General features: G+C 62.6%; 18 protein-coding genes, 3 tRNA genes and 1 pseudogene. 8 read left to right on the forward strand and 14 right to left on the reverse strand.

What is annotated here, in order from left to right:
* Window positions 1–24: 24 nt before the first annotated feature.
* Window positions 25–1518: a PLP-dependent aminotransferase family protein gene (locus DCO48_RS00300; protein ID WP_116548641.1), complete on the reverse strand. Its 1494-nt coding sequence runs from the start codon at window positions 1516–1518 to the stop codon at window positions 25–27.
* Between the two features lie 90 nt (window positions 1519–1608).
* Here DCO48_RS00300 and DCO48_RS00305 point away from each other — a divergent pair, with 90 nt between their 5' ends.
* Window positions 1609–2067 (forward strand): GNAT family N-acetyltransferase, encoded by a 459-nt coding sequence (locus DCO48_RS00305; protein WP_116548642.1) that lies wholly within the window; start codon window positions 1609–1611, stop codon window positions 2065–2067.
* 42 nt (window positions 2068–2109) lie between these two features.
* On the opposite strand, the gene DCO48_RS00310 is transcribed toward DCO48_RS00305, so the two are convergent.
* From DCO48_RS00310 to DCO48_RS00320, 3 genes are all read right to left on the reverse strand, one after another.
* Window positions 2110–2185: transfer RNA gene (locus tag DCO48_RS00310), tRNA-Gly, on the reverse strand.
* A gap of 220 nt (window positions 2186–2405) precedes the next feature.
* A tRNA-Gly gene (locus DCO48_RS00315) sits at window positions 2406–2481 on the reverse strand.
* Between the two features lie 5 nt (window positions 2482–2486).
* A tRNA-Glu gene (locus DCO48_RS00320) sits at window positions 2487–2562 on the reverse strand.
* A gap of 335 nt (window positions 2563–2897) precedes the next feature.
* On the opposite strand from DCO48_RS00320, the gene DCO48_RS00325 reads away from it, so the two are divergent.
* Complete coding sequence (locus tag DCO48_RS00325) at window positions 2898–3665, forward strand: hypothetical protein (protein ID WP_116548643.1); 768 nt, start codon at window positions 2898–2900, stop codon at window positions 3663–3665.
* A gap of 94 nt (window positions 3666–3759) precedes the next feature.
* Here the strand turns inward: DCO48_RS00325 and DCO48_RS00330 are convergent, their stop codons facing one another.
* Together DCO48_RS00330 and DCO48_RS00335 are read right to left on the reverse strand one after the other, a co-directional pair.
* Window positions 3760–4242: a GAF domain-containing protein gene (locus tag DCO48_RS00330; RefSeq protein ID WP_116548644.1), complete on the reverse strand. Its 483-nt coding sequence runs from the start codon at window positions 4240–4242 to the stop codon at window positions 3760–3762.
* Window positions 4242–5129 (reverse strand): ATP-binding protein, encoded by an 888-nt coding sequence (locus tag DCO48_RS00335; protein WP_116548645.1) that lies wholly within the window; start codon window positions 5127–5129, stop codon window positions 4242–4244. The genes DCO48_RS00330 and DCO48_RS00335 overlap by 1 nt, the downstream gene beginning before the upstream one ends.
* Before the next feature lie 118 nt (window positions 5130–5247).
* On the opposite strand from DCO48_RS00335, the gene DCO48_RS00340 reads away from it, so the two are divergent.
* Entirely contained in the window at window positions 5248–7566 is a 2319-nt protein-coding gene (locus DCO48_RS00340; RefSeq protein WP_116548646.1) for a response regulator, read from the forward strand.
* Here DCO48_RS00340 and DCO48_RS00345 read toward each other — a convergent pair.
* Together DCO48_RS00345 and msrB are read right to left on the reverse strand one after the other, a co-directional pair.
* The gene (locus DCO48_RS00345) at window positions 7559–8044 is read right to left on the reverse strand and encodes a glutathione peroxidase (RefSeq protein ID WP_116548647.1); all 486 of its coding nucleotides are present in this window, start codon (window positions 8042–8044) and stop codon (window positions 7559–7561) included. The genes DCO48_RS00340 and DCO48_RS00345 overlap by 8 nt on opposite strands.
* A gap of 35 nt (window positions 8045–8079) precedes the next feature.
* Complete coding sequence (gene msrB / locus DCO48_RS00350; RefSeq protein ID WP_116548648.1) at window positions 8080–8472, reverse strand: peptide-methionine (R)-S-oxide reductase MsrB; 393 nt, start codon at window positions 8470–8472, stop codon at window positions 8080–8082.
* A gap of 163 nt (window positions 8473–8635) precedes the next feature.
* On the opposite strand from msrB, the gene DCO48_RS00355 reads away from it, so the two are divergent.
* Both DCO48_RS00355 and htpX read left to right on the forward strand, forming a co-directional pair.
* Complete coding sequence (locus DCO48_RS00355) at window positions 8636–9847, forward strand: pyridoxal phosphate-dependent aminotransferase (RefSeq protein ID WP_116548649.1); 1212 nt, start codon at window positions 8636–8638, stop codon at window positions 9845–9847.
* 216 nt (window positions 9848–10063) lie between these two features.
* On the forward strand, window positions 10064–10951 hold the full coding sequence (htpX, locus tag DCO48_RS00360; protein WP_116548650.1) for a protease HtpX: 888 nt from the start codon (window positions 10064–10066) through the stop codon (window positions 10949–10951).
* Window positions 10952–11000: 49 nt separating this feature from the next.
* Here htpX and DCO48_RS00365 read toward each other — a convergent pair whose 3' ends face one another.
* Window positions 11001–11651, reverse strand: a complete 651-nt coding sequence (locus tag DCO48_RS00365) for a thiopurine S-methyltransferase (protein WP_116548651.1) — start codon at window positions 11649–11651, stop codon at window positions 11001–11003.
* A 103-nt stretch (window positions 11652–11754) separates the two neighbouring features.
* Between DCO48_RS00365 and DCO48_RS00370 the strand changes: the two genes are divergently transcribed.
* Entirely contained in the window at window positions 11755–12522 is a 768-nt protein-coding gene (locus DCO48_RS00370) for a class III extradiol ring-cleavage dioxygenase (protein WP_116548652.1), read from the forward strand.
* 66 nt (window positions 12523–12588) lie between these two features.
* Here DCO48_RS00370 and DCO48_RS00375 read toward each other — a convergent pair.
* Both DCO48_RS00375 and DCO48_RS00380 read right to left on the reverse strand, forming a co-directional pair.
* Window positions 12589–14290: pseudogene (locus DCO48_RS00375) on the reverse strand (DEAD/DEAH box helicase).
* Window positions 14291–14612: 322 nt separating this feature from the next.
* A complete protein-coding gene (locus DCO48_RS00380; RefSeq protein WP_116548654.1) occupies window positions 14613–15368 on the reverse strand; it encodes a spermidine synthase in 756 nt (251 codons plus the stop codon).
* Window positions 15369–15497: 129 nt separating this feature from the next.
* Between DCO48_RS00380 and DCO48_RS00385 the strand changes: the two genes are divergently transcribed.
* On the forward strand, window positions 15498–16844 hold the full coding sequence (locus DCO48_RS00385) for a class II 3-deoxy-7-phosphoheptulonate synthase (RefSeq protein WP_116548655.1): 1347 nt from the start codon (window positions 15498–15500) through the stop codon (window positions 16842–16844).
* Here the strand turns inward: DCO48_RS00385 and DCO48_RS00390 are convergent.
* Complete coding sequence (locus DCO48_RS00390) at window positions 16825–18066, reverse strand: winged helix-turn-helix domain-containing protein (protein ID WP_116548656.1); 1242 nt, start codon at window positions 18064–18066, stop codon at window positions 16825–16827. The two genes, DCO48_RS00385 and DCO48_RS00390, sit on opposite strands and share 20 nt — an antisense overlap.
* Window positions 18067–18123: 57 nt before the next feature.
* Complete coding sequence (locus tag DCO48_RS00395) at window positions 18124–18342, reverse strand: DUF1127 domain-containing protein (RefSeq protein WP_116548657.1); 219 nt, start codon at window positions 18340–18342, stop codon at window positions 18124–18126.
* 96 nt (window positions 18343–18438) lie between these two features.
* Between DCO48_RS00395 and DCO48_RS00400 the strand changes: the two genes are divergently transcribed.
* Entirely contained in the window at window positions 18439–19290 is an 852-nt protein-coding gene (locus tag DCO48_RS00400) for a LysR substrate-binding domain-containing protein (RefSeq protein ID WP_116548658.1), read from the forward strand.
* A gap of 2 nt (window positions 19291–19292) precedes the next feature.
* On the opposite strand, the gene DCO48_RS00405 is transcribed toward DCO48_RS00400, so the two are convergent.
* On the reverse strand, window positions 19293–20042 hold the full coding sequence (locus tag DCO48_RS00405) for a sulfite exporter TauE/SafE family protein (RefSeq protein ID WP_116548659.1): 750 nt from the start codon (window positions 20040–20042) through the stop codon (window positions 19293–19295).
* Between the last annotated feature and the right edge of the window lie 102 nt (window positions 20043–20144).

The following is a 20144-nucleotide window of genomic DNA, read 5'->3' on the forward strand; positions in this document are numbered from 1 at the left end:
TCGTGCCCCCGAAGTTGATTGCGATTAACTTCGGGTCATCGTCTGCAAGCGCTTTATCCGCTCAGCCAGTAGCCGCACCGCAGCTTCCAGCTCGTGTTCGGTGTAGGCCGCAAACCCCAGCAAGAACCCCTGCTCCACCGCCCCGGACGCATACAGACCGCTCAGCCCAAGCAGATCGATGCCTGCCTGGCGCGCCGCGTCGATCACCGGGCGCTCCGTCATGCCCGGCTTCAGCACACACGGCAACTGCAGCCCGCCCGCCGGCACCCGCGCCTCGAGAAAGTCGCCAAGATGACGGCGGATCAGGCCTGCCAGGCAGCTCAAGCGCTCGGCATACACATTGCGCATGTTGCGTACGTGCGCACCGAAATGGCCGCCGACGATAAAGCGGGCCAATGTCAGTTGGGCCAGCGACGCGTTATGGCCGTCCTGCAAGGAACGCGCGACCGTCATCGGCGCGACCAGTGCCGATGGCAGCACCATGTAGCCAATCCGCAAGCCGGGAAACAACGATTTGGTGAACGTACCGATGTAGAGCGTCCGCTCGCCGCCATCCAGGCCCTGAACACAGGCGGTCGGCCTGCCGGCATAGTGAAACTCGCTGTCGTAATCGTCCTCGATGATCCAGGCCCGATGTTGCGCCGCCCACTCGATCAGGGCCAGACGCCGGTCCAGCGACAGGGTCGTACCGCTGGGAAACTGGTGCGATGGCGTGACATACACGGCCTTGGCAGGTGCGGGATGCTCGACGATGCGCGCGACCTGCAAGCCTTGCGCATCGACCGCAATCGGCAGTACTTCCAACCCGGCGGCGGCAAATGCCTTGCGTGCACCGTAGTAGACCGGGTCCTCGATGAAAATGCGCTCCCCGGCGTCGAGCAAGACTTGCGCGCACAAGCTCAATGCCTGTTGCGAGCTGGTCAGGATCAATACCCGATCAGGGCTGGCCCGCGCCCCACGCTCAAGGTTGACGTAATCGGCGACAGCCCGGCGTAACGGCTCGGCACCTTGCGGGTCGCCATGACTCAGGGCGCGATGGCCGTACTCCTTGAGTACCTGACGCTGCAGGCGCTCCCAGGTCGACAGCGGAAACATCCGCGTCTCCGGCACACCGGGAGCGAACGGCCGGGGGCTGAGCTGTTCGCTGACGCCGCCGGCGGCGAAGATCGCCGCGCCGCGCTGGCTCAGATTGGCTGGCGACACCCCGGACGGCGGCCTCGCTCCTCGCCGGCCACGGCGCAACTGGGTCGCCGGCGAGACGAAGCTGCCGCTGCCTACCCGCCGCTCGATGAAACCCTCGGCATGCAACTGCGAATAGGCCGCCTCGACGGTGTCCCGCGATACTCCCAGCGATTGTGCCAGCAGGCGCGATGCGGGCAACGGCTTACCCGCATCCAGTGCACCATCGAGAATCAATTGGCGGATGGCCCGCTGCACCCGTGAGTGCAGCGGCAGATGTGCCAGTTCGGGGTGGCCGATGCGGGCCTTGACCGACTCGAGCAAGGAATGCCTGAACAATTGGTCTGCTCATCCTGAGGCTATTGGTGGGGAACATCATGCCATTGAGGCGCTATAAAAACGCCTTCAATGCCAACAAGGATGCTTGAAATGAAAATTGCAGAGTGCACCCTCACCGTTCGCCCGGTGGAAGAGCAGGATTACCCGCAGTGGCTGGAATACTGGCAGGCGTACCAGGACTTCTATCGGGTCGCGCTGAGCGAAGCGACCACCGCCACCACCTGGATGCGTTTCTTCGATCCGCGCGAACCCGTGCATTGCGCGGTGATCAGCGACGGCACGCGACTATATGGGTTCGTCCACTTCCTGTTCCACCGCTCGACCTGGGGCACCACAGACTTCTGCTACCTGGAAGACCTCTACGTAGCGCCGGAAGCACGCGGGCACCAGGTCGGCAAGCGACTGATCGAACACGTGCAGGCCGAGGCTCGCGAGCAGCACTGCGCGCGCCTGTACTGGCATACCCAGCAAAGCAACAGCACCGCCCAGCGGCTGTATGACTGGATCGCGGAAAAGCCTGGGGTGATCGAGTACCGGATGGTTATCTGAGGCAAAAAAAACGCCGTTCGTATGAACGGCGTTTTTTGAATCTGGAGCGGGAAACGAGACTCGAACTCGCGACCCCGACCTTGGCAAGGTCGTGCTCTACCAACTGAGCTATTCCCGCAAAGTGAAGCGTCTCCGAACCTGCAACAATCTGGCTCTTAGCCTTTAACCTATTGATTTACAAAGGTTTATTGCTTGTTTGGAGTGGGCGCTATTGTGAACCTGTTTTACCCGGTTGCCAAGCCCCTGAAGAAAATTTTCTCCGTGAACCTTGTCCCGTGTAGCGCCCAGGCACAATACGCAAAAAAAACGCCGCTCAAACTGAGCGGCGTTTTTTAATTTGGAGCGGGAAACGAGACTCGAACTCGCGACCCCGACCTTGGCAAGGTCGTGCTCTACCAACTGAGCTATTCCCGCAAATATGGCGTCCCCTAGGGGACTCGAACCCCTGTTACCGCCGTGAAAGGGCGGTGTCCTAGGCCACTAGACGAAGGGGACACACTACAACATTCACTCCCTGCCGCGTTTCGCTGTGTGCTTTACGCTGCAAGTGGCGCGCATTCTAGGGGTGCTTTGAGAAGCCGTCAACCCCTATATATAAATTTATTTAAATCAATGACTTCGCCCTGCTTCCTGGCTCATCGGGCTGAAACTCGCGCCTGCGCTTTGACGTTTTTTTTCTGACACCCAAGCCCCAGCGAGCCCCGTGTCGCCGGGGGTTCAAGGCCCCTGGCCATTATCGTCCCCACGGCAACCGCCAAACGCCTCTATCCGGGCAAATGGGAAGCCACTACACTCAAACAGGTAAACCTTTACTTGATGAGGCGTTAACGGTGACACCACTTCTGATCACCCTGCTTATAGTAGCGGGTATCGCGTTACTGATCGTGATCGGCTACCTGAACAACGTGGTCGAGAACAACAAGCTGGAACGCGCGCGTCTCAAGGTCGAGCTGGCTGACCGCCTGCGCCGTTGTGGCGAGATCAGCGAAACCTTCCCCGGCCAGTTGATGACGCCCGCTCTCAAATTGTTGATGACCCGCCTGGAGCTGAACCTCAACCAGCGCCAGCTGAACCTGGACAAGCACAGCAGTGCCCTGCGCACGCGCATCAGCGAGCTGGAAGGCCTGATTGCCCAGGGCGAAGCGCTGCCGGTCAACAACCCGCCAAACCCGATTCTTACCGAAGCCAAGGCCAAGGATGTGCGCTTCCTCCTCGAAGCCCTGCACAGCCAGGTAGTGCGCGCCTCGCAGGAAGGCTTCCTGGCCAACAACGAAGCCAAGTACTGGGTGAAGGAAATCCGCCACATCCTGGTGCTGCTGCACATCGAGTTCTTCAACAACCTGGGCCAGGCGGCCCTGCAGCAGAACCAGCCAGGGCATGCGCGACTGGCCTTCGAGCGCGGCGTGCAGTACCTGCGCAAGCAGCCCGACCCGGTGCAGTACCGTGAACAGCTCGACTATATGGAGAAGCTGCTGGCACGCGCCAACGCCATGGTGCTGAACAAGCTGGAGCCGGCCGAGGACGAAGTCAACGAACTGACCGAAGGGCTGAAGGCCGATCCGGCGGACGACTGGAAGAAGAAGGTTATCTACGACTGATCATTGGGCATGCCCTTCGCCGGCAAGACCAGCTCCCACAGGGCGTGGTGATTCAGTGGAAAAGAGGGGGCCATCAGGGCCCCCTCTTCTGCTTTCAGCAATCGGTCGATTGCAGGAAGATCTCGGCCAGACGCTCCAGCCCCAGCTGATCCGCCTCGCTGAAGCGCGCCAGCTTCGGACTGTCGAGGTCCAGCACACCGATCAGGCGACCGTCCTTGACCAGCGGAATCACCAGCTCGCTGTTCGAAGCGCTGTCACAGGCGATATGCCCAGGGAAGGCGTGCACGTCTTCGACCCGCTGGGTTTGTCGCGTAGCTGCCGCCGCGCCACACACACCCCGCCCGAACGGAATACGCACACAGGCCACCTGCCCCTGGAACGGCCCAAGCACCAGTTGCTCGTCGCGGTTCAGGTAGAAGCCGGCCCAATTCAGGTCGTCGACCTGGGTATAGAGGAAGGCCGAAAACTGCGCAGCGTTGGCAATGAAGTCACGCTCGTCGGCCAGCAATGCCTGCAGTTGCGCAGTCAGCAGGCCATAACCATCCAGGCCCTGGCCCGCCGCGTTCAAATCGATCATCAGTGTTGCTCCAGCAATTTGAGTCCCACCCAGTAACGGGCGAATTGATAGGCACATCGGCCATTACGGTTGCCACGCCCGGTCGCCCAGCGGATGGCCGCCTTCTCCAGCTCTTCGTCGCGCACCCAGCTCAACCCGCTTGACGCGGCCAACTGGCCAATCCAGTGCTCGACCACATCGAGGAAATGCTCCTGGGTGAACGGATAGAACGACAACCACAAGCCGAAACGATCGGACAAGGCAATCTTGTCTTCCACCGCTTCGCTGGGGTGCAGTTCGCCATCGATCATCTTCCAGTTTTCGTTGTCGCTCTGTTTCTCCGGCACCAGGTGCCGGCGGTTCGACGTGGCGTACAGCAGGACGTTGTCCGGCGCCTGTTCGAGCGAGCCGTCGAGCACGCTTTTCAGCACCCGGTAGTCGCCCTCCCCGGCTTCGAAGGACAGGTCGTCGCAGAACAACACAAAGCGTTGCGGCAGTTTTTGCAGCTGCTCGACCACCCGCGGCAGGTCCGCCAGGTGATCGCGCTCGATTTCGATCAGGCGCAGACCGGCCTTGGCATGCTCGGCAAGCAAGGCGCGCACCAGCGACGACTTACCGGTGCCGCGCGAGCCCCACAGCAGCGCGTGGTTGGCCGGCATGCCATCGAGAAACTGGCGGGTGTTGCGACCCAACTGGTCGCGCTGCTTGTCGACGCCAATCAGGTCCGACAGGCGCATGTCCAGGCTGACCTGCAGCGGCAGCAGGAAACCGCTGCGGCCTTCGCGCTGCCAGCGTGCGGCCAGGCAATGGTGCCAGTCGATGTCCAGGCGCAACGCCGGCAGCAAGGGTTCGAGGCGTGCCAGCACGGTCTCGGCACGTTCGAGAAAGGCGTTCAAACGAGAGTCCACGGTAAGTCCTCAAGACAAGGGAATGGGAGCACGCTGAATGTGCGACAGTACGTGCCAGCAGCCGGGCTTGATCGGCTATGCTTGCGCAGCGCACGGAATGTGGAACTGGCTCGGGACCATGGATATCAAGTTCACCAATCGCCTGTCTTACAAACAAGCCCGGCTGACGGTCCTCGTCGGCTTCATCCTCGGGACCTTGCTCAGTCTCATCCAGATCGGCATCGATTATGCCAGTGAAGACGCCTCTATCAACCGCGAGATGCAGGCGCTGCTGGAAATCAGCCACAACACCGCCTCGCGCATCGCCTACAACATCGATTCGGAGTTGGCGCGGGAACTCACCGGCGGGCTGCTGCAATCGCCGGCCATCACCCGCGCCCAACTGATCGACAACAACGACACGGTGCTTGCCGATGTGCGGCGCCCGCGCCAGGAAAGCAGCTACCGGCTGATCAGCGACTTCCTGTTTGGCGAGCGTCGCCAGTTCAAGGACCGCCTGGCCCTGAGCCACATGCCCGACGAGTACCTCGGCACGCTGTTTATCGATGTCGACACCTTTGCCTTCGGCGGGCGCTTCCTCAAGCGTGCCGAGGTTACCCTGCTCAACGGCTTCGTGCGCAGCCTGGTACTGACCGGGATCCTCCTGGCGCTGTTCTACATCATGCTGACCAAACCGCTGGTGCGGGTGATCAGCGCGCTGAGCAACAGCGATTCGCGCAACCCCAACCAGAACAAACTGACCTTCCCGCCCGGCCACGAGCAGGACGAGATCGGCGTTCTGGTGAAGGTGGCCAACCAGCAGTTCGTCAGCATGGCCACCGAGATCCAGCAGCGGCGCAACGCTGAGAACCGCCTGACCGACTACCTCAACGAGCTGGAAAACATCGTTTCGGCGCGCACCAACGAGCTGAAGGCGAGCAACACCCGCCTCAGCCAGTCCAACGAGGAGCTTGAGGAAGCCCGCCGTCGTGCACTGGACATGGCCCAGGCACGTGCAGCCTTTCTGGCCAACATGAGCCACGAGATCCGCACCCCGCTCAATGGCCTGCTGGGGATGATCGCACTGTCGCTGGACAGCCCGCTGAATGCCGAGCAACGCCAGCAACTGTCGATTGCCCACGACTCGGGCAAAGTGCTGGTAGAACTGCTCAACGATATTCTCGACCTGTCCAAATTCGATGCCGGCCAGCTTGAACTTGAGCGCATTCCCTTCGACCTCGGCGCGCTGGTGGAGGACACCGCCAACCTGCTGTCGCAGAACGCTGCACCCAGTGTCGAGCTGACCTGCCTGATCGATCCGCAGTTTCCCGCCCTTGTCCTCGGCGACCCGACACGGGTGCGGCAGATCGTCAGCAACCTGCTGTCCAACGCCCTCAAGTTCACCCGCTTCGGCCGCGTCGACGTGCGCCTGACCACGCATAACGGCGGCGTGCGCCTGGACGTCAGCGACACTGGCATCGGCATCCCGCAGGAGGCCCAGGTACGGATCTTCCAGCCGTTCACCCAGGCCGGCGCCGGCATCACCCGTCAATATGGCGGCACCGGCCTGGGCCTGGCCCTGACCAACAACCTCTGCGAAGCCATGAAGGGGCGCCTGAGCATCAGTTCCGAAGCCGGCTTCGGCAGCCAGTTCAGCGCCGAACTGCCCTTGCCCCGCCACACCCCGGCGATGACGCCGCCGCAGCTGAGCGGTACGGTCGCGGCGCTAAGCAATGCCAGCAGCGGCCTCGCCGAGTTGCTCGATACGCTCTTGCCCGCCTGGGGCCTGACCTACCGCCGCCACGACAGCCTCGACACCCTGCTCGGCGAACAGCCAGACCTGATCATCACCGACAACCTCGACGCCCTGTTCGGCTTGCGTCCGACCCTGAAGGCGCCAATCCTGCTGGTCACCGCCTATGGCAACTTTCTCCCCGGCGAACAGGCCGCCCACCTCGCACCGTTGCAACAGCAGGCCCGGCCACTGGCGCGCAACGCGCTGTACCAGGCGCTGCGGCGAACCCTGCTCGGCAGCGAGGGGCTAACCAGCGAAGCGCAGACGGGCAACCTGCCCAGCGAATGCCGCGCGCAGATCCTGCTGGTGGAAGACAACCCGGTCAACCAACTGGTGGCCAAAGGCATGCTGGCCAAGCTGGGCTGTGAAGTGACGGTGGCCGCGCAGGGCGCCGAGGCGCTGGAGCAACTGGAGCGCAGGCCGTTCGACCTGGTCTTGATGGACTGCAACATGCCGGTGATGGACGGCTACGAAGCCAGCCGGCGAATTCGCCAGAGCGGCCAGTGGCCCAGCCTGCCGATCATCGCCCTGACCGCCAACGCCATGCCCGAGGAGCGCGAGCGCTGCCGGGCGGCGGGCATGAGCGACTACCTGGCCAAGCCGTTTCGTCGCGAAGAGCTGCTGGCATTGATCGACCATTGGGTGCCACTGAAACCTATCTGAGCAGTTTCTCGATGACCTCGACCAGCGCCTCGGGCTTGGTGCTCGGCGCGTAACGGGTGACCTTGCCGCTGGCCGGGTCGATGAGGAACTTGGTGAAATTCCACTTGATACCCTGCGAGCCGAGCACCCCCGGTGCACGCTGTTTCAGGCTGACGAACAGCGGGTGGGCGCCGGCGCCATTGACCTCGACCTTGCGGAACAGCGGGAAGCTCACACCGAAATTCAGCTCGCAAAACTGCGCGATCTCGCGCTCGTCGCCCGGCTCCTGTTTGCCAAACTGGTTGCAGGGGAAGCCCAGCACCACCAGGCCGCGATCACGGTAGCGCTCCCAGAGCTTTTCCAGCCCCTTGTACTGCGGGGTGAATCCACACTGGCTGGCGGTGTTGACCACCAGCACGGCTTTGCCTGGAAAGTCCGCCAGGGTCTTTTGCTCGCCCTTCATCGTGATGCAGGGAATATCCAGCAATGCATCGGCCATGATGGTGCTCCTTGGTGATCGGCAGGTTGCGTTGATTAACGGGGCACCAGGTCCAGGCACACCGAATTGATGCAGTAGCGCAGGCCAGTAGGCGGCGGGCCATCCGGGAACACATGACCCAGGTGCGCATCGCACTGGGCGCAGGTGACTTCGGTGCGGATCATGCCGTGGGACGTGTCGCGGATCTCGATCATCGCGCCACCGTCGATCGGTTCATAGAAGCTTGGCCAACCGCACCCGGCATCGAACTTGACCCGCGAATCGAACAGCGGCGCATTGCAACAGATGCAATGGTAGACACCGTCGGTGCGGGTGGAATTGTATTTGCCGCTGAACGGGCGCTCGGTACCTTTGAGCCGGCACACGTTGTATTGCTCGGGGTCGAGCATTGCGCGCCATTCTTCCAGGGTTTTCTCGATCTTTTCCATTGCCAGGCCTCATCACGCTAAAAAGCCCGCGCTGCGTCTTTTCCACAACGCGGGTGGCACGTATTATTGCGCCTCATCAGACGCCAGTCTGGCACCCGCGTTACACGCATTTCAAACCTTTTCACAGCGCTACGCGGCGATCTTTTCTAATCGGGATCACATCATGCAGGTCAGCAAATCGAACAAGCTCGCCAATGTCTGCTACGACATTCGCGGCCCAGTGCTCAAGCACGCCAAACGCCTGGAGGAGGAAGGCCACCGTATCCTCAAGCTGAACATCGGCAACCCGGCGCCCTTTGGTTTCGAAGCGCCGGACGAAATTCTCCAGGATGTGATCCGCAACCTGCCAACCGCCCAAGGCTACAGCGACTCCAAGGGTCTGTTCAGCGCCCGCAAGGCGGTGATGCAGTATTACCAGCAGAAGCAGGTGGAAGGCGTCGGCATCGAGGACATCTACCTGGGCAACGGCGTTTCCGAGCTGATCGTGATGTCGATGCAGGCCTTGCTCAACAACGGCGACGAAGTGCTGATCCCGGCCCCGGACTACCCGCTGTGGACCGCCGCCGTGAGCCTGGCCGGCGGTAATCCGGTGCACTACCTGTGCGACGAGCAGGCCGACTGGTTCCCTGACCTGGCCGACATCAAGGCCAAGATCACCCCGAACACCAAGGCCCTGGTAATCATCAACCCGAACAACCCGACCGGCGCCGTGTACTCGCGCGAGTTGCTGCTGGGGATGCTCGAGCTGGCCCGCCAGCACAACCTGGTGGTGTTCTCCGACGAGATCTACGACAAGATCCTCTACGATGAGGCCGTGCACATCAGCACCGCTTCGCTGGCACCGGACCTGCTCTGCCTGACCTTCAACGGCCTGTCCAAGTCGTACCGGGTGGCTGGCTTCCGCTCCGGCTGGCTGGCCATCTCCGGGCCCAAGCAGCACGCGCAGAGCTACATCGAAGGCATCGACATGCTGGCCAACATGCGCCTGTGCGCCAACGTGCCAAGCCAGCATGCGATCCAGACGGCACTGGGTGGTTATCAGAGCATCAACGACCTGGTGCTGCCGTCGGGCCGCCTGCTGGAACAGCGTAACCGCACCTGGGAGCTGCTCAACGACATTCCCGGTGTCAGCTGCGTGAAACCGATGGGGGCGCTGTATGCGTTCCCGAAAATCGATCCGAAAGTCTGCCCGATCTTCAACGACGAGAAGTTCGTACTCGACCTGCTGCTCTCGGAAAAACTGCTGGTCGTGCAAGGCACCGCCTTCAACTGGCCGTGGCCGGACCATTTCCGCGTGGTAACCCTGCCGCGGGTCGACGACCTGGAGCAGGCGATTGGCCGTATCGGTAACTTCCTGAAGACCTATCAGCAGTAACCTACACTCAAGCCTGCGCCGCTCCCTGGCGCAGGCTCTGCCCTGCGACCTTGCGACTTTTCCTACCTGCCGCCGTGGCTCGCGGACGGGGTCGATGTGCACGGATCGGCACCAAGTACACAGTTTGAAATAGTCGCCCGGTTGAATAGACAAGGCGCGCACCTTATATACCCCGGCATACGCTTCATTTCTGTCCGTCAGGAGAACCAAACCACCATGATGCGCATTTTGCTGTTTGTGGCCACCAACCTTGCGGTCGTGCTGATTGCCAGCATTACCCTGAGCCTTTTCGGCTTCAACGGGTTCATGGCGGCAAACGGAGTTGACCTCAAGCTCGATCAGTTGCTGGTTTTCTGTGCTGTGTTCGGCTTTGCCGGATCGCTGATCTCGCTGTTCATCTCCAAGTGGATGGCGAAGATGAGCACGGGTACCCAGATCATCACCCAGCCGCGCACTCGCCATGAACAATGGCTGCTGCAAACCGTCGAGGAACTGTCCCGCGAGGCCGGTATCAAGATGCCGGAAGTGGGCATCTTCCCCGCCTACGAGGCCAACGCCTTTGCCACCGGCTGGAACCGCAACGATGCACTGGTTGCGGTGAGCCAGGGCTTGCTGGAACGCTTCTCGCCGGATGAAGTCCGTGCAGTACTGGCCCACGAGATCGGCCACGTCGCCAATGGCGACATGGTGACCCTGGCGCTGATCCAGGGCGTGGTGAACACCTTCGTGATGTTCTTCGCACGGATCATCGGTAACTTCGTCGACAAGGTGATCTTCAAGAACGAAGAAGGCCAGGGTATCGCCTACTACATCGCGACCATTGTCGCCGAATTGATTCTGGGCATTCTGGCCAGCACCATCGTCATGTGGTTCTCGCGCAAACGCGAATACCGCGCCGACGAAGCCGGTGCCCGCCTGGCCGGCACCGGCGCGATGATCGCCGCCCTGCAGCGCTTGCGCTCGGAACAAGGCGTGCCGGTGCACATGCCCGACACCCTGAACGCTTTCGGCATCAATGGCGGCCTGAAGCAGGGCCTGGCCGGCCTGCTGATGAGCCACCCGCCGCTGGAAGAGCGTATCGAAGCGCTGCGCCGTCGCGGTTAAGTTTCACCGCCAGCAAAAAGGGCGACCCTCGGGTCGCCCTTTTTTTGTTTCAGCGCTGCAAACGGTAGATCCGCTCGCACAACTGCTCGACACCTGCCTGACGAAACTTGGGACTGTCCTGAAGGATGTCGTGACTGGCCAGCTCAGCCGGCTGCCAGGCGGCGAACAGCCTCTGCACCTCCGCATCAATGACAGCGAACGGTGGGCCATCGAGCTTGGTCTGGTCGTAGTCCATGGTGATCAGCAAGCCCGTGCTCCCTACTGGCAGCAACATCTCCAGGTGCCGGGCATAGCGTTCGCGCAGGGGCGGCGGCAGGGCAATCAGCGCAGCGCGGTCATACACGGCAGTGCAGCCCTGGGCATCTGCCGCACTCAGGGCGAAGAAATCGCCACAGCGGATCTCGATGCCGGCGCAGCGATACACCTTGAACGCCGGGCATTGCTCAACCTGCGGCACCAGGTCGTGCTCGCGGAAAAAATCCTCGACGGCCTGCTCCGACAACTCCACACCCAGTACCTGCAAACCCTGCCCGGCCAGCCACAGCAGGTCCAGGCTCTTGCCACACAGCGGTACCAGCACACGGGCGCCGACCGGCACCTCGAGCACGGGCCAGAAGCGCTGCAGGTCGGCATTGACCTGCAACTGATGGAAGCCAATCTGGTTATGCTTCCAACGTGAATGCCAGAACGCTGCCTGCATGTATCACCTCGATAAATTCGATCAAATACTGCGAAAACTTATATTAGATTTAGATCAATGATCTGCCTGAAGATAAACGCATCTTAACCTCAGGAGCGCGTTCATGCTGCCCAGCCTGTTTATCTCCCACGGCTCGCCCATGCTGGCCCTCGAGCCCGGCGCCAGTGGGCCGGCGCTCAAGCGCCTGGCCGCCGAGCTGCCGCGACCGAAGGCCATTGTGGTGGTGTCGGCGCACTGGGAAAGCCGCGAATTACGGGTATCGAGTAACCCACAACCGGATACCTGGCACGACTTCGGCGGTTTTCCGGCCGCCCTGTTCGCCGTGCAGTATCCGGCACCCGGCGAGCCGACGCTGGCAGCCCACGTGGCGAACCTGCTCGGCGCCGCCGGGCTGAATGCCCGCCTCGACCCACGACGTCCATTCGATCATGGCGTGTGGGTGCCGCTGTCACTGATGTATCCACAGGCCGACATCCCCATCGTGCAGGTATCACTGCCCTCCCAGCTCGGCCCGCAGCTGCAGGAACAGGTAGGCCGGGCGCTGGCCGCCCTGCGCAACGAGGATGTTCTGCTGGTCGGCTCGGGAAGCATCACCCACAACCTCGGCGAACTGGACTGGCACGCCGGACCGGAAAGCGTCGAGCCGTGGGCCCTGGCCTTTCGCAACTGGATGATCGAGAAGTTACAGGCTGCAGACAGTGCGGCGCTGCTGGACTACCGACGCCAGGCACCGTTTGCCGTGCGCAGCCACCCCAGCGACGAGCATTTGCTGCCGCTGTACTTTGCACGCGGCGCGGGCGGGTTATTCGGGATTGCGCACCAAGGCTTCACCCTGGGGGCGCTAGGGATGGACATCTACCGTTTCGATTGAGCGATGCGGCCCGCACAGGCAAAAAAAATCCCCGAACCAGTCGGGGATTTTTTCAATCACTCAGGATCAGTCTTCACGGTACCGACGCAGCTTCAGCTGCTTACCGGCAACGCGAGTGTCCTTGAGCTTGGTCAGCAGACGGTCCAGACCATCTTCCGGCAGCTCGACCAGGCTGAAGCTGTCGCGCACTTGAATGCGACCGATCGCTTCACGCGCCAGACCACCTTCGTTGAGGATCGCGCCCAGCAGGTTCTTCGCAGCGATACCGTCACGCGCGCCCAGCGCGGTACGGCAACGTGCGCGACCTTCGCCCAGCGGCATCGGTGCACGGCGCTCACGCTCGCCACGCTCCGAACGCTCGCCACCGGCAGTACGCTCACGCGGGGCGGAAGACGGCACCAGCGGCTGCTCTTTCTCGACCGCTTCCAGGGTCAGCGCCTGACCGTTGGTCGCCTTGCGCAGCAGGGCTGCGGCCAGGGCACGCGGGCTGCAACCGATATCGGCCGTCAGGCGGTCGAGCAGATCGCCATGCGAGGCTTCGGCATCGGCAACCAGCGGCGCGAGGCTGTTGGTCAGTTTCTTGATACGCGCATCCAGCACGGCCTGGCCATTCGGCAGGCGAACTTCGGCAACTTTCTGACCGGTAACACGCTCGATCACCTGCAGCATGCGCCGCTCGCGCGGGGTAACCAGCAGCAGCGCACGGCCTTCGCGACCGGCACGGCCAGTACGGCCGATACGGTGAACGTAGGACTCAGGGTCGTACGGCATGTCGACGTTGAACACGTGAGTGATGCGCGGTACGTCCAGGCCACGGGCAGCGACGTCGGTAGCGACGACGATGTCCAGACGGCCATCTTTCAGCGAGTCGATGACGCGCTCACGCTGGTTCTGGGCAATATCGCCGTTCAGCGCAGCGGCTTTGTAGCCTTTGGCTTCAAGGGCGCTGGCCAGGTCCAGGGTGGCTTGCTTGGTACGCACGAAGGCGATCAGCGCGTCGAACTCTTCCACTTCCAGCAGACGCAGGACAGCGGATACCTTCTGGTCGGCGTGGACCATCAGGTGAGCCTGTTCGATGGCCGTTACCGTCTGGGTTTTGCTCTGGATCTTGACGTGCTTAGGATCACGCAGGTGACGTTCGGCGATTGCCCGGATGGAAGCCGGCAGGGTCGCGGAGAACAGCACGGTCTGACGGGTTTCCGGCATGGCCTTGAAGATCACTTCGAGGTCGTCCATGAAGCCCAGCTTGAGCATTTCGTCAGCTTCGTCGAGCACCAGGTGGTTGACGGTAGCCAGGACCTTCTCGTCGCGACGCAGGTGGTCGCACAGACGGCCAGGGGTTGCCACGACGATTTGCGCGCCGTTGCGGATTGCTTTCAACTGTGGGCCCATCGGGGCACCACCGTACACGGCTACCACGGTTACGCCCGGCATCTGCTTGGCGTAGGTTTCGAATGCGGTAGCGACTTGCAGCGCCAACTCACGGGTTGGCGCCAGGATCAGGGCTTGCGGCTCGCGCTTGCTCGGGTCGATACGGTTCAGGATTGGCAGAGCGAAGGCAGCGGTTTTACCGGTACCTGTCTGCGCCTGACCGATCATGTCGTGACCAGCAAGAATAATCGGGATCGATTGCTGCTGAATGGCCGATGGCTCTTCGTAGCCAGTGGCCAGAACGGCGGCAACAATACTTGGATGAAGATCGAGAGCGGCGAAGCCGCCGGTTTCCTGGGTCATGGGTCTGCCTCTAAGTGCATCCGCAAAGACCCATGCTCCAAAGCTGCGCATGCCTTGTAAGACCCGAGGGTCACCCTGGCAGCTTTGTCGGCGGGGATTTGCGAAAACGATTGAAGAAAAAAAGGAACGTCAAGGAGAGTCCGCGATGCGGACGCGCAGCCGAAGCTGGCTTCGGGGAATTGCACACCTTAAACGAGGTCTGGTAAAAGACCGGCGCGTACTATACCTGAATTACAGATTCGCGTGAGACTTTTTTATTGGAACACGACGCCTAAAGGCCTCGGAACGACAGGCTTTGTCGTTTATCGAAGCCTACTCAACAGGCGGCATCTGCGGCCGAAGCTGAAACGTTTTATTCAGGACGCCGGTCGGATCACCTCGATCAAGCCCTGCAGCGAGTAGCCAAGCCGCGGTTCAAGGGCACTGGCGCGTGCCTTGAGGCCGTCCAGGTCGAGCGTTTGTTCGAGATCTGCCGGGACCATCAGGATGACATTACCTTCCTTGACCGGCAGTTCCCAGTAATGCCGATGGTAGAGCCCGCGCAGCAAAGCCGCGCCCAAGGGCTTGCCGTCGTCGCCGGCCCACTGGTTGATGATCAGCCAGCCGCCGGGGTTGAGGCGTTGCTGGCAGTTCTCGAGAAATTTCCAGGCCAGGTGGCCGACACCCGGACCGTGGTCGGTGTAGAGGTCGACGAAGATCAGGTCGGCCGGCTCGGCGCTGTCGAGCAGCTCCAGCGCGTCGCCGACACGAATGTACAACCGAGGGTCGTCGTCCAGCCCGAGGTACTCGATGGCCAGGCGCGGCACATCCGGGCGCAGCTCGATGGCCTCGACATCTTCCAGCGGCAGGAACTTCAGGCAGGCCTGGGTCAGCGTGCCAGCCCCCAGGCCGAGAAACAGCGCGCTCTCCGGCTCGGCGTGGGCCAGCGCACCGATCAGCATGGCGCGGGTATAGTCGTACTCCAGCCAGCTCGGGTCGGCGGTGAATACGCAGCTCTGCTCGATGGCCTCGCCGAACTCGAGAAAGCGGTAGTCATCGACCTCCAGCACACTGATGGTGCCGAACTCGTCGTGCACCTGCGCCAGCAGTCGCTCTACCCGTTCCACTGTCATGCTGTCTCCCGGCAACCCTGAGTGCCCGAACAAAACCGCCATTGTCCGTCAATACGCCCAGTGCAACAAGGCGCATGCCAGGTGTTAGCATGGCCGCACTGCCCTTTACCGATAATAACCGAGCCTGTGATGAGCCAACCCTGGAGCCCCGATAGCTGGCGCGCCCTGCCGATCCAGCAGCAACCGATCTACCCCGACGCCGCGCACCTGCTCAAGGTCGAGCAGAGCCTGGCCAGTTACCCACCGCTGGTGTTCGCCGGTGAAGCGCGCGAACTGCGCCGGCAATTTGCCGAGGTCACTCAGGGGCGCGCCTTCCTCCTGCAAGGCGGCGACTGCGCAGAAAGCTTTGCCGAATTCTCCGCGGCGAAAATCCGCGACACCTTCAAGGTGCTGCTGCAGATGGCCATCGTCATGACCTTCGCCGCCGGCTGCCCGGTGGTCAAAGTCGGACGCATGGCCGGCCAGTTCGCCAAACCACGCTCGGCCAACGACGAGACCATCAACGGCATCACCCTGCCGGCCTACCGTGGCGACATCGTCAACGGCATCGGTTTCGACGAACGGAGCCGCGTGCCCGACCCGGAGCGCCTGCTGCAGGCCTATCACCAGGCCACGGCCACCCTCAACCTGCTGCGCGCCTTCGCCCAGGGCGGCTTTGCCGACCTGCATCAGGTGCACAAGTGGAACCTGGACTTCATCGCCAACTCGGCGCTGGCGGAAAAGTACAGCCAACTGGCCGACCGCATCGACGAAACCCTGGCATTCATGCGCGCCTGCGGCATGGACAGCTCGCCGCAACTGCGCGAAACCAGCTTCTTCACCGCCCATGAAGCGTTGCTGCTGAACTATGAAGAAGCCTTCGTGCGCCGCGACAGCCTGACCGGCGACTACTACGATTGCTCGGCACACATGCTCTGGATCGGCGACCGCACGCGTCAGCTGGACGGCGCCCATGTCGAGTTCCTGCGCGGGGTGAACAACCCGATCGGGGTGAAAGTCGGCCCGAGCATGAACACCGAAGACCTCATCCGCCTGATCGACATCCTCAACCCGAGCAACGATCCGGGCCGCCTCAACCTAATCGTGCGCATGGGCGCCGACAAGGTTGGCGAACACCTGCCGGCACTGATCCGCAGCGTCGAGCGCGAAGGCCGCCAGGTGCTGTGGAGCTCCGACCCGATGCATGGCAACACCATCAAGGCCAGCAGCGGTTACAAGACCCGCGACTTTGCGCAGATCCTCAGCGAGGTAAAACAGTTCTTCCAGGTGCACCAGGCCGAAGGCAGCCATGCCGGCGGGATTCACATCGAGATGACCGGGCAGAACGTCACCGAATGTATCGGTGGCGCCCGGCCGATCACCGAAGACGGCCTCTCCGATCGCTACCACACCCACTGCGACCCACGGATGAACGCCGATCAGTCGCTGGAGCTGGCGTTCCTGATCGCCGAAACGCTCAAGCAGGTGCGGCGCTAAGGTCCGCCAGGATCAACGCCTGACGCAAGCGTTCGCTGTCGGCGCGGGTGCAGTTCAGTTGCACCCGCGCCAGGCCCAGCCAGGCGGCCAAGTGATTCAGCTGGTGCGCCAGGGCCAGCATCCCCTCCTCATCCAAGCCCGGACTTTCTTCATGCAGCGCATGGATGGCGAGGCGCTGGTGGGCGCGCTCGGCGCGCAGGTCGAGCCGCGCGGCAATCCGCTCGTGGTACAGAAACGGCAACACATAGTAGCCATACACCCGCTTGTGCGCCGGGGTGTAGATCTCCAGGCGATAGCGGAAGCCGAACAGCCGCTCGGTACGGCCGCGGTCCCAGACCAGCGAGTCAAACGGCGAGAGCAAGGCGCTGGCGGTCAGCTTGCGCGGGACTTTCGGCGCTTCCAGGCAGTAGGCCAGCTGCTTCCAGCCCTGCACGGCACAGCGCTGCAAGCGCCCGTCCTCGACTAACTCGTCGAGCCGCGCCCGGCTTTGCGCCGGGCTCAGGCGGAAGTAGTCGCGCAGATCCTGTTCCGTGGCCACCCCCAGCGCACCGGCCGCATGCAGCAGCAGGCCGCGCTGGGCCTCGGCTTCGGCGGGCATCGGCAGGTCGAGCAAAGCTCGCGGCAGCACCCGCTCGGGCAGATCGTAGAGGCGCTCGAAGCCGCGCCGCCCGGCGACGGTCACCAGGCCGGCGGCGAACAGCCATTCCAGCGCGTGTTTTTCTTCGCTCCAGTCCCACCAGGGCCCGGCGCGCTCCTGGCGGGTCGACAGGCTGCCGGCACCCAGGGCGCCCTGCTCGGTGACACTGGCCAGCACGCGGGCGATGGTTGCCTGTCGCTCACGCCCGAACTGCGCGAGCTGACGATAGACGCCGACGCCCTCGCGGGCCTGCTGCATGCGCCAGTGCAACAGCGGGTACAGCTCCAGCGGCAGCAACGACGCCTCATGCCCCCAGTATTCGAACAGCTTGCGTTGCCGGCCACGACCCCAGGCGAGTTGGTCGAGCAAGGCCGGCGAGTAGTTGCCCAGGCGGGAGAACAACGGCAGGTAGTGCGAACGCACCAAGGCATTGACCGAGTCGATCTGCAGCACCCCCAAGCGTTGCAGCATACGGTGCAGGTGCCCGGCGCCCAGCTCGGCACGGCGTGGACGCGTGCCGAAACCTTGCGCGGCCAGGGCCAGCCGCCGGGCCTGGGCCAGGGATAAGGATGACGTAGGGGGCATGCCCGACTCCTTGTGCGACAGCCCCTTACAGTAGCGGCGAGTACGGCGACGGCGCACTCATTTTTTCAGCGGGTCATCCCAGAACGGCCGTTCGACCTCTTGCAAGATATCGGCACGGCTCAGGCCGATGTCGTGCAGTGCCTCGTCGCTCATGCTCGCCAGCTCTTGCCGTTGGCGATACAGCAGGCGCCAGCGGGCGATCTGCTGGGCGAGAGTCCCGAACAGGTCGTGGCGTGTGGTTTTCAGGTGCAAGGTGGAGCTGCTATGGCCTTTCATCTTATTGCCCTCCGTTAGGATGGCTTCAGTGTCGGGCCGGGCTTAAGATCAATCCAACGAATGTTTCTTATGCTTGGCATCTAGGAGATTGATGCAATGTCCCAGTACCAGAGTATCGACTCGGATGTGTTGCGCACCTTCGTCGCCATCGCCGAACAGGGCGGTTTCACCCGCGCCGGCGAAGTGGTCAAGCGCACCCAGTCGGCGGTAAGCATGCAGATGAAGCGTCTGGAAGAGGACATCATCCAGCGCCAGCTGTTCGAGCGCGACGGCCGCCAAGTGCGTCTGACCGCCGAGGGCCAGGTGCTGCTCGGGTATGCGCGACGTATCCTCAAGCTGCAGGGCGAGGTGTTCAATACCTTGCGCATGCCGCATATGGTCGGGATGGTGAAGATCGGTACACCGGACGATTACGCCATGCGCTTCCTACCGGGAATTCTCTCGAGTTTCGCTCAGGCCTACCCGCTGATTCAGGTGGAAGTGCATTGCGAGACATCGAAACAGCTGATGCTGCGCCAGGACCTCGACCTGACCATCGTCACCCGCGAGCCGGGCTATGAAGTGGGCCAGCTGCTGCGTCAGGAGCGGCTGGTGTGGGCGGCGGCGCAAGGCTTCTGCCCGCACGAGCAACGGCCGATGCCGCTGGCGATGTTCAACAGCGACTGCTTCTGCCGGTCGTGGGCGACCAATGCGCTGGAGGCAATGGAGCATGAGTACCGGATTGCCTACACCAGCCCGAGCCTGGCAGCGATCTTTGCGATTGTGAGTGCCGGGCTGGCGGTGACGGCACAGTTGCAGAGCCTGCTAACGGCGAACCTGCGGATTCTCGGCGAGGCCGAGGGGCTGCCGCTGTTACCCATGGCCAATGTGATGCTGCTGCGCAACCTGCAGACGCAATCGCCGATTACCGATTGCCTGGCGGATTACATTGTGGAGGGGTTCAAGTAGCCTCAGGCCTTGAACGCCAACAACAGCGCACACACAATCAGGAACGCACAAAACAACGAGCGCAGCACCTTCTCCGGCAGCGCATGCGCCAGCTTCACGCCCCAGCTGATGCTGAGCAGGCCACCCACCGCCAGCGCGATGCCCATGCCCCACTGCACATGCTGGTGCAAACCATAGGTCAGCAGGGTGACCGCAGTACTCGGCGCCGCCAGCGCCAGCGACAGGCCCTGCGCCACCACTTGAGTAGTGCCGAACACACTGGTCAGCACCGGTGTTGCCACCACCGCCCCGCCCACCCCGAACAACCCACCGAGCACCCCGGCACCCGCGCCGAGCACGCCCAGCCATGGCCAGGGCTGCCGCAGCTCGGTGGACGGCGGCGCGCTACGCATGAACATCCGCGCAACGTTCCACCCGGCCAGGGCTACCAGAAAGCCGACAAAGCCCAAGCGCATCGCCTGTGCATCCAGCCCCACCGCCCAGATCGAGCCCAGCCAGGCAAACACAAAGCCGGCCGCGGCCAGCGGCAAGGCGTGACGCAACTCGATACGGTTGCGCTGGTGATAGCGCCACAGCGCCAGCAACACGTTCGGCACCACCATCACCAGCGCGGTGCCCTGGGCCACTTGCTGGTCCAGACCGAACAGCACGCCCAGCACCGGAATAGCGATCAGGCCACCGCCGATTCCGAACAGCCCGCCCAGGGTCCCCAGCGCAGCGCCCAACCCGATGTACATCAACCACTCGATCATGCCGGCCTCTCTATTAAGCAATCCGGGCATGCTACCGAGCACAGGCTAGCGGGGAAACGCACAGCAACGCACAATGGCTGTGCCAACCTCGCATAAGCAGCC

The sequence above is a fragment of the Pseudomonas sp. SDI genome (assembly GCF_003105155.1).
In the GTDB taxonomy this organism is placed as follows: Bacteria; Pseudomonadota; Gammaproteobacteria; order Pseudomonadales; family Pseudomonadaceae; genus Aquipseudomonas.

Excerpts from the sequence above, each read along its gene's own strand:
- DCO48_RS00305 (WP_116548642.1), top strand. The coding sequence starts at position 1,609 with ATGAAAATTGCAGAGTGCACCCTCACCGTTCGCCCGGTGGAAGAGCAG.
- msrB (WP_116548648.1), bottom strand. The coding sequence starts at position 8,472 with ATGGAAAAGATCGAGAAAACCCTGGAAGAATGGCGCGCAATGCTCGAC.
- DCO48_RS00390 (WP_116548656.1), bottom strand. The coding sequence starts at position 18,066 with ATGCCCCCTACGTCATCCTTATCCCTGGCCCAGGCCCGGCGGCTGGCC.
- DCO48_RS00370 (WP_116548652.1), top strand. The coding sequence starts at position 11,755 with ATGCTGCCCAGCCTGTTTATCTCCCACGGCTCGCCCATGCTGGCCCTC.
- DCO48_RS00340 (WP_116548646.1), top strand. The coding sequence starts at position 5,248 with ATGGATATCAAGTTCACCAATCGCCTGTCTTACAAACAAGCCCGGCTG.
- DCO48_RS00400 (WP_116548658.1), top strand. The coding sequence starts at position 18,439 with ATGTCCCAGTACCAGAGTATCGACTCGGATGTGTTGCGCACCTTCGTC.
- DCO48_RS00355 (WP_116548649.1), top strand. The coding sequence starts at position 8,636 with ATGCAGGTCAGCAAATCGAACAAGCTCGCCAATGTCTGCTACGACATT.
- DCO48_RS00345 (WP_116548647.1), bottom strand. The coding sequence starts at position 8,044 with ATGGCCGATGCATTGCTGGATATTCCCTGCATCACGATGAAGGGCGAG.
- DCO48_RS00385 (WP_116548655.1), top strand. The coding sequence starts at position 15,498 with ATGAGCCAACCCTGGAGCCCCGATAGCTGGCGCGCCCTGCCGATCCAG.
- DCO48_RS00330 (WP_116548644.1), bottom strand. The coding sequence starts at position 4,242 with ATGATCGATTTGAACGCGGCGGGCCAGGGCCTGGATGGTTATGGCCTG.
- DCO48_RS00365 (WP_116548651.1), bottom strand. The coding sequence starts at position 11,651 with ATGCAGGCAGCGTTCTGGCATTCACGTTGGAAGCATAACCAGATTGGC.
- DCO48_RS00380 (WP_116548654.1), bottom strand. The coding sequence starts at position 15,368 with ATGACAGTGGAACGGGTAGAGCGACTGCTGGCGCAGGTGCACGACGAG.
- DCO48_RS00405 (WP_116548659.1), bottom strand. The coding sequence starts at position 20,042 with ATGATCGAGTGGTTGATGTACATCGGGTTGGGCGCTGCGCTGGGGACC.
- htpX (WP_116548650.1), top strand. The coding sequence starts at position 10,064 with ATGATGCGCATTTTGCTGTTTGTGGCCACCAACCTTGCGGTCGTGCTG.
- DCO48_RS00395 (WP_116548657.1), bottom strand. The coding sequence starts at position 18,342 with ATGAAAGGCCATAGCAGCTCCACCTTGCACCTGAAAACCACACGCCAC.